Here is a 14,061-nt window from a genome sequence, read left to right as displayed (position 1 = left end):
AGGCGAAGGTCAGGCAGGGCCGGCTTTATAGCCCACGCCGCGGACCGTGACGACGATCTCGGGGTGCTCGGGGTCCTTCTCGATCTTGGCCCTGAGTCGCTGGACGTGCACGTTGACCAGCCGTGTGTCGGCCGCGTGCCGGTAGCCCCAGACCTGCTCGAGCAGGACCTCGCGGGTGAACACCTGGCGCGGCTTGCGGGCCAGCGCGACGAGCAGGTCGAACTCGAGCGGCGTGAGGTTGATGGTCTCCTCGCTCCGCTTGACCGAGTGACCGGCCACGTCGATGGTGATGTCGCCGATCTGCAGGATCTCCGGGGTCGGCTCGTCGGTGCGGCGAAGCCTCGCCCGCACCCGCGCGACCAGCTCCTTCGGCTTGAACGGCTTGACGATGTAGTCGTCGGCGCCGGACTCCAGGCCCAGCACGACGTCTATCGTGTCGCTCTTCGCCGTGAGCATGACGATCGGAACCCCCGACTCAGCCCTGATCCTGCGCGCGACGTCGATGCCGTCCGCGCCGGGCAGCATCAGGTCGAGCAGCACCAGGTCCGGGCGTGTATCCCGGAACGCGTCGAGGGCCTTGTCGCCGTCTGAGACAAAGGATGGTTCGAAGCCCTCTCCCCGCAGCACGATCCCGAGCATCTCGGCGAGAGCGGCGTCGTCGTCGACGACCAGCACGCGACCTTTCATGGCCCCTCATTCGTTCTACGCATTGTGGGACATACCCGCACGATCGCTGAAGGTTACCCTTGGTCGGCCTATGAGTGTGACCTGAGACCCACAAAAGGCGAATTTTAGGCCCGCCACGCGACCGCAATCTCAGTCTGCGGTAACAGGGCAACTTTCGGCCATCCCCGGACGTGAACCTTGACCCGATTCGCCCGAGAATGCGGGCAAGATGGGACAGGGAATCGCTTCCGTGACACCAATGCCTCGTACAGCGTGCCAGGATTGGGATATGTCAGACGGTCACGGTCCCACGCCCGAGACGCCATCAGGCTGGTCGGCCGAACAGCCCCCGCCCTACAGCGCCCCGCCGGCCTCCCCGTGGACCGCCCCGGGCGCACAGCAGCAGGCTCCTTACGGGCAGCCGTACGGAGAGCAGCCGTCTTACGGACCTGGGCCCCAAACACCATATCCGCCCCAGCCGCAACCCGGTTACGGTTACATGCCGCCTCCGCCCCCGTCGGCGCTGCGGCCGGGCATCATCCCGCTGCGCCCCCTCGGCCTCGGCGACATCCTCGACGGCACGATCAAGTTCATCCGGTCCAACCCGAAGTCGGTGCTGGGCCTGTCGGCCATCGCCGCCCTGCTCGTCTCCGTGCCCCTGGCCATCGGCCAGGCGTTCGTGCTCAACACCATGGGCGGCGCGCTGGCCGACCCCACGACTCCGCCCGGCGAGCTCACCGGCGTCTACGGCGTCGCCGCCCAGTACGGCGGCACGCTGATCTCCTACGCCATCCAGTTCGTCGTGGTCACCCTGCTGACCGGCGTGCTGACCCGCATTCTCGGCCGGGCCGTCTTCGGCGGCAACCTCACGGCGGGCCAGGCATGGCAGCTCGTCAAGGGCCGGATCCCGGCGTTGTTCGGCGTCGTGGGGCTGCTGGCCGCCATCATGCTGGTGCCCATGGCGCTCTTCGTGCTGCTCTTCGTGCTGCTCATGACGGCGATCTCGGCGGGCTCCTCCAGCAACGGGACCATCGGCCTGATGATCGGGCTGATCTTCCTGTTCGTCATCGGTTACTTCGCTTTGTACCTCTTCATCAGGACCCGCTTCGCGTTCGCCTCGCCGATCGTGGTCCTGGAGGGCAAGGGCCCGATCGAGGCCATGCGCCGCTCGTGGCGCCTGGTCACCGGCGACTTCTGGCGGGTGCTCGGCATCCTGCTGCTCACCTCCCTGCTCGTCGGCCTGGTGGCGTTCGTCGTGTCGGTGCCCTTCACGCTCGCGGGCACGTTGTTCGGCATGCTCGGCACCGGCTCGGTGGCCAACGCCGTCGTGTCCGCGGTGCTGATCGCGCTCGGCGCCACGCTCAGCGCGATGTTCACCTATCCCTTCGAGGCAGGGGTGGCCGGCCTGCTCTACGCCGACCGGCGCATGCGCAGCGAGGCGTTCGACCTGGTGCTGCAGACGGCGGCCATCGAGCAGCAGCGCCAGGGTTGGGTGCACGCCTCGGCCGACGAGCTCTGGCACCCGTCCAACTCCGCCAGGTCGTGAGCCCGATCGACAGGGAGGAGGCCGCGCGCCGGGCCGCGGCGGAGCTCCTCAAGCCTGACTACGAGAAAGAATCCTTGGCCGACCTGTTCTACCGGCATTTCACCCAGTTCCTGGGCGACCTGGTCGACGCGGCCACGGGCGGCGGGCCGGCGGGCGGGATCATCGCGGCCATGCTGATCGTCCTCATCCTCGTGGGCCTGATCGTGCTGATCTCCTGGCGGCTGCGCAAGACCGCGCGCAAGAACGCGCTCGCCGGCGGCGGGCTGTTCGGGGAGCGGGCGATGACCGCGGCCGAGCACCGGCGGGCCGCCGAACGGCTCGCCCTCGAGGGGCGCTGGGGCGAGGCCATCCAGGAACGCCTGCGGACCATCGCCCGTGACCTGGAAGAACGGGCGCTGGTCGACGGCATGCCGGGACGCACGGCCGACGAGCTGGCCGCGGAGGCGGCGGTGGCCCTGCCGGGGTTCGCCACGCAGCTGGCTGCGGCGGCGCGCTCGTTCGACGACGTCACGTACGGCGGCGTGCCCGGGACCCGCGAGGCCTACGAGTCCATGGCGCTCCTCGACGACCACCTCCGCCAGGCCCGCCCCGCCCCGCTGACCGCCACGGCCGCGGCCCGCGTCCCGGTCGGCGTCGGGGCTCCCACCGGCGCCGGGGTTCCGCCCGGCCCTGGCCCCGGCCTCGGCCCCGCGCCGCACGGCCCTGTCGGCGGCTCGGCCAGCGGGCCGCTGAGCAGCCTGAGCCGGGGGCCCGGCGCGGGACCGCTGAGCATGCCGTCGGCGGGCTCGCCCGCTGGTCCGCCAGCGAGCCCCGGCACGGCACCGCCAGCAAGCCCCAGCGCGACGCCACCAGCAAGCCCCGCCACAGCACCACCACCGAACCCGGCCGCCGCGCCACCGGAAGCAGGGGCCGACGCGCTGCCGACGATGCCCGTGGCGGGGCCGCGCGGGGCGCAGGTGGGCGACCCTGCGGTGAGCCCGGCCGCAGGTCCGGCTGCAGGGTCCGCTGCAGGTCCGGATGGCGATCCGCCGGCGGAGCCATCGGGTGGGCGGCCGGAGGACGCTTCCCGCCCGACCGGTGAGGGGCCCTCCGACGAAGCCGACCGCAGGCCGCCGGGAGGCGCGGCGGACCAATCCGGCGCAGCGCAGGGTGAGGCTGACGAGGCCGGGGAGCGGCGCGCGCCCGAGTCCGGTGGAGGGCAGACGTGAGCGTGATCACGCGTCAGACGGCGGCGCCCGGCGGGCCGCAGGCCGGCACCGCGCCCGGCGGGTCAGAACCCACCTCCCCCACCGCCCGCTCCATCTGGACCGCCGGCCGCATGATCGTGCTGCTCGGCGTCGTTCTCATCCTGGCAGCCGTGATAGGAGTCCTGATCACCCCGTCCCAGGGCCCGTCCCGCCCCTTCGACCCCACGGACACCTCCGTGGCCGGCTCCAAGGCGCTGGCCGAGCTCCTGCGCTCGCGCGGCGTCCAGGTGGACAGGGCCGACTCCGTGCAGGCGGCGGCCGACCTGGCCGCACGGGGCGGCAACCGCCTACTCCTGATCACGGACACCACGTACTTCGACGAACATGCCCTGTCCAGGATCCCGGGCGACCGCCTGATCGCCGGCGACGTCTTCGGCCTCCAGGCCCTCGCCCCCGGCGTACGCACCCGCCCGGAAGCGGCCCGCCCCCGCTCCCGCGAGCCGCAGTGCCAGTTGCCCGCGGCCAGGCTGGCGGGCAGCGCGTACATGGGCGGCGTGGTGTTCGACGCCCCGGCGGGCGGCACCGGCTGCTACCCAGCGTCCGGCGGCGGACACACGCTGGTCAGCTACCCGAACGCGGGTGGCGTCACGACGGTCGTCGGCGACGGCTCGTTCATGACGAACCGGCGGCTGGCCGAGGACGGCAACGCGGCGCTCGCCCTCAACCTGATCGGCACCGGCCGCCCCGTCACCTGGCTGATCCGCCCCGAGCGCCCACCGGCGACGGAGCTGCCCGGCGAGCGCGGCCAGTCGATGTACGACCTGATGCCCGACAACATCCGCTGGACCATCTACATGGCGATCATCGCCGTGGGCGTCACCGCGCTCTGGCGGGGCAGGCGCCTGGGCCCGGTGGTGGCCGAGCGGCTGCCGGTCATCGTCCGGGCGGCCGAGACGGTCGAGGGCCGTGGCCGCCTCTACCGGGCCCGACGCGCCAGGCAACGCGCCGCCGAATCGCTACGCGCGGGCACGATCGACCGCCTGACCCCCAGGCTGGGCCTCACGTCCGGCGCGGGCCCGCAGGAGGTCGTCGCGGCGCTCGCCGCCCGTACCCGGCAGGACTCCCACCAGGTCGGCGCGGCACTGTACGGACCACCCCCGGCTGACGACGCCGCCCTCGTGGCCCTGGCCGGATACTTGGACTTCATCGAAAGGCAGGTCAGTGAACTCTGAGGAGACTTTCCGCGTGACGACCTCGGCCGACGCCGCCAGGGACGCGCTCGGCGCGCTGCGGGCCGAGGTGTCCAAGGCCGTGGTGGGGCAGGACGCGGTGGTGACGGGGCTGGTCATCGCGCTGTTGTGCAGAGGGCATGTGCTGCTCGAAGGCGTGCCCGGCGTGGCCAAGACGTTGATGGTGCGTACGCTGTCGTCGGCTTTGTCCTTGGACTTCAAGCGGGTGCAGTTCACGCCCGACCTGATGCCGGGCGACGTGACGGGATCGTTGATCTACGACACGAAGACCGCGGAGTTCGAGTTTCGCGAGGGGCCGGTGTTCACGAACCTGCTGCTGGCCGACGAGATCAACCGTACGCCGCCGAAGACGCAGGCCGCGCTGCTGGAGGCGATGGAGGAGCGGCAGGTCAGCGTAGAGGGCTCGGCCAGGCCGCTGCCCGACCCGTTCGTGGTGTGCGCGACCCAGAACCCGGTCGAGTACGAGGGCACCTACCAGCTTCCCGAGGCGCAGCTCGACCGGTTCCTGCTCAAGCTGACCGTGCCGCTGCCGCCGCGCGAGCAGGAGATCATGGTGCTGGAGCGGCACGCCAGCGGATTCGACCCGCGTGACCTGTCGGAGGTCAAGGCGGTCGCGTCGGCCGAGGACCTGGCGGCGGGACGGGAGGCGGCCGGTAAGGTGCACGTGGCGCCCGCGGTGCTCGGTTACATCGTGGACGTGGCCCGCGCCACCAGAAGCTCCCCTTCGCTGCAGCTGGGTGTCTCCCCGCGTGGCGCGACGGCGCTGCTGGCCGCCTCGCGGGCGTGGGCGTGGCTGTCCGGCCGCACGTACGTCACGCCGGACGACGTGAAGGCGCTGGCCAGGCCCGCGCTGCGGCACCGCGTGCAGCTCAGGCCGGAGGCCGAGCTGGAGGGCGCGACCGCGGACGGCCTGCTCGACGGCATCCTGGCCTCGGTCCCGGTCCCCCGCTGATGTCGGCTCTGACGGAAACCGCCATGGCGGTGAACCCATGTCCGACCGAACCTGGCGTGGCGGTGAGCCGATGGCTCTGACGGGACGTGCCGGGCTGGTCGCGGCGCTCGGGATCGTGGTGGTGTTGCTCGCGCCCCAGCCCGGCCCCGCGCTCGCGGGCGTATGCCTGCTGCTGGCCGCCGCGATCGTCGTGGACCTGGTGTTCGCGGGGGCTGTGCGGCCGTTGCGGTTCCACCGCTCCGGCGACACGCTCGTACGCCTGGGCCAGCGGGCCACGGTCGAGCTGATCGTGGAGAATCCGGGCGGCAGGCGGGTACGCGGCGTGCTGAGGGACGCCTGGCCGCCGTCCGCGAACGCCACCCCGCGGGTCGCCGCGGTGGACGTCCCCAAGGGCGAGCGCCGCAAGATCGTCGTGACGCTGGACCCGACCAGGCGCGGCGACCGGTCGTCGGTGGCGGTCACCGTACGTTCGCTGGGCCCGCTGGGCCTGGCCGCCCGCCAGGGCAGTCATCGGTCGCCGTGGACGGTGCGGGTGCTGCCGCCGTTCCTGTCGCGCAAGCATCTGCCGTCGCGGCTGGCCAGGCTCCGGGAGCTGGAGGGCCAGCACCCGGCGCTCGTCCGCGGGCAGGGCACCGAGTTCGACTCGCTGCGCGAGTACGTGGTCGGCGACGACGTGCGCTCCATCGACTGGCGGGCCACCGCGCGCCGCCACGACGTGGTCGTGCGCACCTGGCGCCCGGAACGCGACCGCCGCGTCCTGATCGTGCTCGACACCGGCCGCACCTCGGCGGGCCGGGTGGGCGACGCGCCGATCCCCATGGCCGGCGCGGCGGCGGGCGGCGGCGCGCTGCTGGTCAGGCCGGATCCACGGCCCGCCGAGGCTCGGCCGGGCTGGCCGCGGCTCGACTGGTCGATGGACGCGGCGCTGCTGCTGGCCGCGCTCGCCGCCAGGGCCGGCGACCAGGTGGACTTCCTGGCCTACGACCGGGCCGTACGCGCCTGGGTGGCCGGGGCGTCCCGGACCGAGCTGCTGTCGTCGCTGGTCAACGTGATGGCGCCGATCGAGGCCGAGCTGATCGAGGCCGACTCCCAGGGCATGGTGGCGGCCATTCTGTCGCGGGCCAAGAGGCGCTGCCTGGTGGTGCTGCTCACGGACCTGAACTCGGCGGCCCTGGACGAGGGGCTCATGCCGGTGCTGCCGCAGTTGTCGTCGCGCCATCTGGTGCTGGTGGCCGGCGTGTCCGATCCGCGGGTGGCGGCGATGGCGGCGCGCCGGGGATCGGCCGAGGACGTGTACGACGCGGCGGCGGCCGAGCACAGCCAGCTCGAACGCCGGCGCATCACAGCCCGGCTGCGGCGGCACGGGGTGGAGGTCGTGGACGCACCGCCGGAGGACATCGCGCCCGCCCTCGCGGACGCGTACCTGGCGCTGAAGGCCGCCGGACGGCTGTAGGCCGTCAGGCGGTGGGGGCGACGTCGGGGGCGCGTTCGAGGTCGCCGGTCTCGTTCTCCCGCAGGGCCCGGCGGCCGAAGACGATCACGTACGTCAGGAAAATCGCCTCCGCGAGCACCCCGATCCCGACCCGAGCCCAGGTGGGCAGCCCCGACGGGGTCACGAACGCCTCGATCAGCCCCGACACGAACAGCACCACGACCAGCCCGAGCGCCACGCTCATCACCGCCCGGCCCTGCTCGGCCAGCGCGTCGACCCGGCGCCGAGGCCCGGGGTCGATCGCCGTCCAGCCCAGGCGCATGCCCACGGCCGCCGCCAGGAACACGGCGGTCAGCTCCAGCAGCCCATGCGGCATGATCAGCCCGAAGAAGATATCCAGCTTGTCCCTGGAGGCCATGAGACCGCCGGCGACGCCGACATTCTCGGCGTTCGCGTAGAGCGCGTACGGGATCGGCAACCCCAGGAGGACCGAGTAGATGATCATCAATGCGGAGACCCACGCGTTGTTGATCCACACGGCGCTGGCGAAGGACGCGGCCGGGTTCTCCGAGTAGTAGTCGGCGAAGTCGTGCTCGACGAGTTGGGTGATCTCGTCCTCGGTGTAGATCGACGCCTGGACGTCGGGATTGCCCGCCACCCACGCGCCCATCACCCAGGAGACCGCCACGAACGCCAGCGCGCTCGCCAGCCACCACCACCGCGCCCGGTAGGCCACCACGGGGAACGACACCGTGAAGAACCTCACCAGCTCCCGCCACGCGGGCGTGTGCGCGCCGGTCACCGCCGACCTGGCCCTGGCCACCAGCGCGGACAGCCGGCCGGTCAGCATCGGGTCGCCGGCGGAGGAGCGGACGATGGACAGGTGCGTCGCCACCCGCTGGTAGAGGTCGACCAACTCGTCCACCTCGGCGCCGGTCAGCGACGAGCGGTGCTTGACCAGGTGGTCGAGCCTGTCCCAGGCCTGGCGGTGTGCTGCGATGAACGCGTCGATGTCCACCTGAACATTCTGGCCGCTCGATCACCCGTACATAGCCGTTAGGCTCCACATATGTCAGAGGTTGTGACCGGCGACGCCGTCGTCGTCGAGGTGCGCATCGCGCAGATGCCCTCACGCGCGGTGGCGATCATCATCGACATGGCCGTGCAGCTGACCGTGCTGGTGGGCGCGTACGCGCTCTTAGGCGCGTTCGCCGTCATCTCGGACACGGCCATGCTCACAGCCGTCATGATCGCGCTGGTAGTGCTGGTGATGGTGGGTTATCCCGTGCTGTTCGAGTCGTTCAGCAGGGGACGCAGCCTCGGCAAGCTGGCGCTCGGACTGCGCGTGGTCAGCGACGACGGCAGCCCTGAGCGGTTCAGACAGGCGTTGTTCCGCGGGCTGGCCGGGGTGGTGGAGTTCTGGCTGCTGTACGGCGCGCCCGCGCTGATCTCCTCGCTGGTGTCGCAGCGGGGCAAGCGGCTCGGCGACATCTTCGCGGGCACGATCGTGATCTCCGAGCGGGCGCCGCGCGACAGGGGCCAGCTGATCGTGATGCCGCCGCCGCTGGCGAGCTGGGCGGCCAGGCTGGAGTTGTCCCAGCTGCCCGACGAGGTGGTCCAGGCCGCCCGGCAGTACCTGTCGCGGTGGCACGACCTCTCGCCGCAGGTGCAGCATGAGATGGGGGTGCGGATCGCGACCCAGGTGGCGGCGTCCGTCTCCCCGGCGGCGCCGCCGGGGGTGCCGCCGCACGCGTACCTGAGCGCCGTCCTGGCCGAGCGCCGCCGGCGGGAGGAGACGCGCCTCGCACAGCGCGCCGGCGCCACCTCCGCCAACGGCGTGCCGCGGCCAGGCCCGTACCAGACGCCCCAGCCGGGCCCGTACCAGGGGCCTTATGCGCAGCCCAGGCCCCCGGCGCCCGCCCCGGAGCCGCCGAAGGCGACTCCGGGTGGGTTCGCGCCACCTCAGTAAAGGATCAGTGCCATCCGCCCCGGTACGACTCCTGCGTCTGCACGTTCAACCGGCCGGTGCGAACGTACTTGGCGCTGTCCGTCAGCGGATCGTTGATCTTGACGATGTCGAGACCCTGGTGGAAGTCGGCCCCGTAGATGTAGCCGTTGTAGTAGTAGGCCGACCAGATGCCGCCTCCGCCGGGGACCGAGCGGGGACCGCGCTCGAAGTAGCCGATCTCCTTCGGGTTGGCGGCGTCGGTGAAGTCCCAGATCGACAGCCCGCCCATGTACCAGGCCTGGACCATGATGTCGCGGCCCTTGACCGGGATCAGCGAGCCGTTGTGGGCCACGCAGTTCTCCGAGTCCGCCTGGTGGCGCGGGATCTTGAAGTAGCTCTTGAAGACGAGTTGCCCGTTCACGATCTCGTAGATCGCGTCCGCGCCCCTGTTCGGGCCCGTCGCCTCGTTGCACGTGGCCCCGCCGCCGCCGCCGAGCTCGTCGGTGAAGACGACCTTCCTGGCGTTGTTGCTGAAGGTGGCCGAGTGCCAGAAGGCGAAGTTCGGGTCCGTGGTCCTGGCGGTGACCTTCGGGTTGAGCCGGTCCGAGATGTCGAACAGTACGCCGTCGCCCATGCAGGCGCCCGCCGCGATGTCCTTCTCGGCGTAGGCGGTGATGTCGTGGCACCCCTGGGTCGGCAGGAGGAGGCCCGGCTGGGTCTCGTTACCGCCGTCAGGGAAGACGACCGGGGTGGCCGCGACCGCCGCCGCGGTCGGGTTGTTCAGCGGCACCTTGATGATCGAGATCTTGTCGTGCGGCGGCATGCAGTCGGGGAAGTTCGCGGCCGGCAGGTACGACGACACGTAGACGTAGACGTTCTTGTGCCTGTCGCGCCCCTTGCCCGGCACCAGCGTGAGGGTGTGGGAGCCGCAGTTGGTCTCGACCGACTTGATGTACTTCGGGTTGGCCTTGTCGGAGATGTCGAAGATCCGTACGCCTTCCCAGGCCTCCTTGTGGTCGGCCGTCAGACTGGTGCTCTGGCACGAATCGTTGCTGCGCGAGCTGTCGACGGCGCCGAACAGCAGGTTGCCGTAGACGCTGACGTCCATCTGGGCGCCCGGGCAGACGGTGGAGCTGACGACCGTCGCCTTCTTGGGGTCCCTGATGTCGTAGATCGAGAAGCCGCCGTAGTTGCCGACGTAGGCGTAGCCGTCCTGGAAGGCGATATCGGTGTTGATGGTGCTTGCGATCGGGGCGGGTTTGGGGATGTTGAGCACGTGGGTCACGTTGGGGCTCATGACCACCGTGTCGGGGGGTGGGATGTCGGCGGCCAGCGCGGGCATTCCGGTCAGCGCTAACGCGAAAGCCGCCGCTGCCGCTACGAGGGTACGACGCGGAGTGGACACTCGGGAGCCTCCTTGATCACTTATGTCCCGATGGAGCAACGCCGACGAGGACCCCGGGTCAGGGGCCCTCGTCAGCCGATGAGAACGGTCAGTGGTGGCCGGGGTACGAAGCCTGCGTCTGCGCGTTCAGCGAACGCATCTTGACCCAGTTCGCCTGGTTCGTCCGCGGGTCATTGATCTTCACCACGTCCAGGCCCAGGTTGAAGTCTGAGCCGTAGATGTAGCCGTTGTAGTAGTACGCCGACCAGAAGCCGCCGCTGAGGGCCGGCGCGGTGTTGTCCGGTCCCCGCTCGAAGTAGGCGATCTCCTGCGGGTGCGCCGAGTCGGTGAAGTCGACCACCGAGATGCCGCCCTGGTACCACGCCTGCACCATGATGTCGCGGCCCTTGACCGGGATCAGCGAGCCGTTGTGGGCCACACAGTTCTCCGTGTCGGCCTGGTGCCGTGCGATCTTGAAGTAGCTCCTGAACTGGAGCTGCCCGTTCACGATGTCGTAGTACGCGTTGGCGCCCTTGTTCGGCCCGATGGCCTCGTTGCAGGTGGCCCTGGTGCCGCCGCCGAGCTCGTCGGTGAAGATCACCTTCGTGCCCGTGTTGTTGAAGGTCGCCGAGTGCCAGAACGCGAAGTTCGCCTCGTCGCGCACGGTCGCGGTGACCCGGGGCTGCTCGGGGTTGCGGATGTCGAGCAGGATGCCGTCACCCATGCAGGCGCCCGCCGCGATGCCCTTCTCCGGGTAGGCCGTGATGTCGTGGCAGCCGGTCGTGGCCGACTTCCCGTTGGGATAGGGCAGCGGGACACCGCCGTAGCCGCCCTGCGGGAACAGGTTCGGCGTGGCGATCACGGTCGCAGCCGTCGGGTTGTTCAGCGGCACCTTGATGATCGAGATCAGGTCGTGCGGCGTCTTGCAGTCCGGGTACGTGTCGTTCGGGCTGTAGGACGAGACGTAGATGTAGACGTTCTGACGCGAGCGGTCGGGCACCAGTGTGTGGGTGTGCGAACCGCAGTTGGTCTCGACCGCCTTGATATACTTCGGATTGGCCTTGTCCGAGACGTCGAAGATCCGTATGCCCTCCCACGACTCCTTGATCGTCGCAGACTGCGACGTGCTGCTGCACGAGTCGTTGTTCCGGGAGGAGTCGACGGAGCCGAACAGCAGGTTGCCGTAGACGGACACGTCCATCTGGCCGCCCGGGCAGACCACGGAGCTGACGAGCGAGGTCCGCTTCGGGTGCTTGACGTCGTAGATGGAGAAGCCGTAGTAGTTGCCGACATAGGCGTAGTCGCCCTGGAAGGCCATGTCCGTGTGGATGTCGGCCAGCGCTTCGGGCTTGGGCACGTTGGTGACGTGCTCCATGTTGGGGCTCATGACGATCTGACCGGGAGCAGGGATGTCTGCGGCCTGGACGGGCAGGGTGCTGCCCGCCAGCGCCACGACCGCCGCCACGAGGATGAGGGCCCTGCGCGGGGTTAACACTGGTCAACCTCCAATAAAGGGGGCATAAATCTACGTAATCTTCGCGTCTTCGGCCTTGAAGGGCCAGTGTCCAACCTGTCAATTTTTGTTCCGGTTCACCCCCTTTCAATTGGGGCGTTTTTCACCTAGAGTGCGCATTCTCCACCACATCAGTCAGGGAGGGCTGAGTGCGCGCCGCGCTCGGGTTCATTGCAAGCACGGTCCTTGCAGGCACGGTCATCGCTCTCTCCGGCTGCACCTCCAGTACGCCGCCGCAAGCCCCGCGGGCCGACTCGACCGCACCCGTGATCGCCCCCGGCCGCCCCGGCGAGCTGGCCAAGACGCTCTCGCCTGGCGAGGCCGCCACCGCCGTGCCCTCACCCACCGCGAACGCCGCCGACGTCACCTACGTGCAGGACATGATCGTCCATCACCAGCAGGCGCTCGACATGGCGTTGCTCGCGCCCAACCGGGCGGACTCGGCCAAGCTCAAGAGCCTGGCCGACCGGATCAAGGCGGCTCAGGGGCCGGAGATCCAGTTCATGACGGGCTGGCTACGCGAGCTGGACCAGAAGGTGCCCGACCATCACGCCGCGCACGACGGCATGCCGGGAATGGCCACGCCCGAGCAACTCGAGGCGCTGAAGGCCGCCACGGGCAAGGACTTCGACCGGATGTTCCTTGAGCTCATGATCAACCACCACCTTGGCGCGATCAAGATGTCCGAGCAGGTGCTGAGCAGCGGCTCCCACATCAGGATCGAGGAACTGGCCAGCGACGTCAGCGTCACCCAGGCAGCCGAGATCCGCCGCATGCAGGAAATGCAGTCGGCCCTTTAGCCCTCGCCCTGCCACGAGTGCAGTGTCAGGAGCCCGCCCGCCACGAATGCAGGTAGTCCTCCTGCTCGGGGGTGAGCGTGTCGATGCCGATGCCGGTGGCGGCCAGCTTGAGCCTGGCGACCTCATGGTCGATCTCGCCCGGCACGTCGTAGACGCCAGGCGACAACTCCGCCCGCGCGCCCACCAGCCACTCCACGGCGAGAGCCTGGGCGGAGAACGACATGTCCATGACGGCCGCCGGATGCCCCTCCGCGGCGGTGAGGTTGACCAGCCGCCCCTCGGCCAGCAGCAGCAGCCGCCGGCCGTCGGGCATCACGTACTCGTCGGTGTTGGGGCGCACCCCCCGGTGCACCTCCTGGGCCAGCTCGTCCAGCGCGCGCACGTCGATCTCCACATCGAAGTGCCCCGCGTTGGCCAGGATCGCCCCATCCTTCATGACCGACAGGTGCTCACCTCTGATCACGTCCCGGTTGCCGGTCACGGTCACGAACAGATCGCCGAGCATCGCGGCCTGCGCCATCGGCCGCACCTCGTAGCCCTGCAGGGTGGCGTCGAGCGCCTTGACCGCGTCGATCTCGGTCACGATCACCCGCGCCCCGAACCCCTTGGCCCGCTCGGCCACCCCACGCCCGCAGTAGCCGAACCCGGCCACGACCACGGTCCGCCCGGCGAGCATGGTGTTGGTCGCCCGCATGATCCCGTCAAGCGTCGACTGCCCGGTGCCATACCGGTTGTCGAACATGCGCTTGGTCCGCGTGTCGTTGACCGCCACCACAGGAAACCGCAGCGCCCCCTCGGCCGCCATCTGCCGCAACCGAATGATCCCCGTCGTGGTCTCCTCACACCCGCCGCTCACCCGCTCGAGCAGATCAGTCCGCTCGGTGTGCAGGATGTTGACAAGATCACATCCATCATCGAGCACGAGGTCGGGCTCAAGATCAAGCGCCTGATGAATATGCCGGTAGTAGGTGGCCCGGTCCACTCCAGCCCGCGCGTGCACGCCGATGCCATAGGTCCGCAGGGCCTCGGCAACATCGTCCTGCGTGGAGAGGGGATTGGAGGCGGCCAGCTCGATCTGCGCACCGCCCGCCTTCAAGGCCCCCATGAGCACCGCCGTCTCAGCGGTGACGTGCAGGCACGCCGCGATCCGCAGCCCGTCAAGCGGCCGTGAGAGCGCGAACCGCTCACCGATCGCGGTCAACACCGGCATCGAACGAGCAGCCCACGAGATCTGCCGCTCACCGCTTTCACTGACGTCCATGGGTGCCTGCTAACCGAAGAAGACGGCCAAGAATACGCTCGTCACGGCGAGCACCCCGTGAGCCTTCACGACCGGCCATGACAGACGGGAACCGGGTGCGGCGCGTGCGGTGACCTTGGGCG

Annotated in this window: 12 protein-coding genes; 7 read left to right on the top strand and 5 right to left on the bottom strand. The window is 70.0% G+C overall.

Features of this window, described 5'->3' with window-relative positions; genetic code table 11:
* Nucleotides 1–9: 9 nt before the first annotated feature.
* Complete coding sequence (gene mtrA / locus ACTWQA_RS09570) at nucleotides 10–687, bottom strand: MtrAB system response regulator MtrA (RefSeq protein ID WP_026213951.1); 678 nt, start codon at nucleotides 685–687, stop codon at nucleotides 10–12.
* Between the two features lie 478 nt (nucleotides 688–1,165).
* On the opposite strand from mtrA, the gene ACTWQA_RS09565 reads away from it, so the two are divergent.
* The 5 genes from ACTWQA_RS09565 (at nucleotide 1,166) to ACTWQA_RS09545 (ending at nucleotide 7,054) form a co-directional block, all read left to right on the top strand.
* Nucleotides 1,166–2,212, top strand: a complete 1,047-nt coding sequence (locus ACTWQA_RS09565) for a glycerophosphoryl diester phosphodiesterase membrane domain-containing protein (protein WP_443158904.1) — start codon at nucleotides 1,166–1,168, stop codon at nucleotides 2,210–2,212.
* Nucleotides 2,209–3,420 carry a DUF4129 domain-containing protein gene (locus tag ACTWQA_RS09560; protein ID WP_443158903.1) on the top strand — a complete coding sequence of 404 codons (1,212 nt, stop codon included), beginning with the start codon at nucleotides 2,209–2,211 and terminating at the stop codon, nucleotides 3,418–3,420. Before ACTWQA_RS09565 ends, ACTWQA_RS09560 begins: the two co-directional genes overlap by 4 nt.
* Nucleotides 3,417–4,631: a DUF4350 domain-containing protein gene (locus tag ACTWQA_RS09555; RefSeq protein ID WP_443158902.1), complete on the top strand. Its 1,215-nt coding sequence runs from the start codon at nucleotides 3,417–3,419 to the stop codon at nucleotides 4,629–4,631. The genes ACTWQA_RS09560 and ACTWQA_RS09555 overlap by 4 nt, the downstream gene beginning before the upstream one ends.
* Before the next feature lie 13 nt (nucleotides 4,632–4,644).
* The gene (locus tag ACTWQA_RS09550; RefSeq protein ID WP_443158901.1) at nucleotides 4,645–5,601 is read left to right on the top strand and encodes an AAA family ATPase; all 957 of its coding nucleotides are present in this window, start codon (nucleotides 4,645–4,647) and stop codon (nucleotides 5,599–5,601) included.
* A gap of 70 nt (nucleotides 5,602–5,671) precedes the next feature.
* On the top strand, nucleotides 5,672–7,054 hold the full coding sequence (locus tag ACTWQA_RS09545; RefSeq protein WP_443159024.1) for a DUF58 domain-containing protein: 1,383 nt from the start codon (nucleotides 5,672–5,674) through the stop codon (nucleotides 7,052–7,054).
* Nucleotides 7,055–7,058: 4 nt separating this feature from the next.
* On the opposite strand, the gene ACTWQA_RS09540 is transcribed toward ACTWQA_RS09545, so the two are convergent.
* Nucleotides 7,059–8,051, bottom strand: coding sequence for a stage II sporulation protein M (locus tag ACTWQA_RS09540; RefSeq protein ID WP_305919298.1), 993 nt, complete (start codon nucleotides 8,049–8,051; stop codon nucleotides 7,059–7,061).
* A 51-nt stretch (nucleotides 8,052–8,102) separates the two neighbouring features.
* Between ACTWQA_RS09540 and ACTWQA_RS09535 the strand changes: the two genes are divergently transcribed.
* Nucleotides 8,103–9,002: an RDD family protein gene (locus ACTWQA_RS09535; protein WP_443158900.1), complete on the top strand. Its 900-nt coding sequence runs from the start codon at nucleotides 8,103–8,105 to the stop codon at nucleotides 9,000–9,002.
* 4 nt (nucleotides 9,003–9,006) lie between these two features.
* Here the strand turns inward: ACTWQA_RS09535 and ACTWQA_RS09530 are convergent, their stop codons facing one another.
* Together ACTWQA_RS09530 and ACTWQA_RS09525 are read right to left on the bottom strand one after the other, a co-directional pair.
* Complete coding sequence (locus ACTWQA_RS09530; protein WP_443158899.1) at nucleotides 9,007–10,386, bottom strand: LVIVD repeat-containing protein; 1,380 nt, start codon at nucleotides 10,384–10,386, stop codon at nucleotides 9,007–9,009.
* 88 nt (nucleotides 10,387–10,474) lie between these two features.
* Nucleotides 10,475–11,860 carry an LVIVD repeat-containing protein gene (locus ACTWQA_RS09525; protein WP_443158898.1) on the bottom strand — a complete coding sequence of 462 codons (1,386 nt, stop codon included), beginning with the start codon at nucleotides 11,858–11,860 and terminating at the stop codon, nucleotides 10,475–10,477.
* A 167-nt stretch (nucleotides 11,861–12,027) separates the two neighbouring features.
* Here ACTWQA_RS09525 and ACTWQA_RS09520 point away from each other — a divergent pair, with 167 nt between their 5' ends.
* A complete protein-coding gene (locus ACTWQA_RS09520) occupies nucleotides 12,028–12,678 on the top strand; it encodes a DUF305 domain-containing protein (protein WP_443158897.1) in 651 nt (216 codons plus the stop codon).
* A 25-nt stretch (nucleotides 12,679–12,703) separates the two neighbouring features.
* Here ACTWQA_RS09520 and ACTWQA_RS09515 read toward each other — a convergent pair whose 3' ends face one another.
* Nucleotides 12,704–13,939, bottom strand: coding sequence for an adenosylhomocysteinase (locus tag ACTWQA_RS09515; RefSeq protein WP_443158896.1), 1,236 nt, complete (start codon nucleotides 13,937–13,939; stop codon nucleotides 12,704–12,706).
* Nucleotides 13,940–14,061 lie beyond the last annotated feature (122 nt).

Source organism: Nonomuraea sp. 10N515B, from assembly GCF_052245915.1.
Lineage (GTDB): Bacteria > Actinomycetota > Actinomycetes > Streptosporangiales > Streptosporangiaceae > Nonomuraea.
This window is presented reverse-complemented; position numbering and strand designations above follow the sequence as displayed.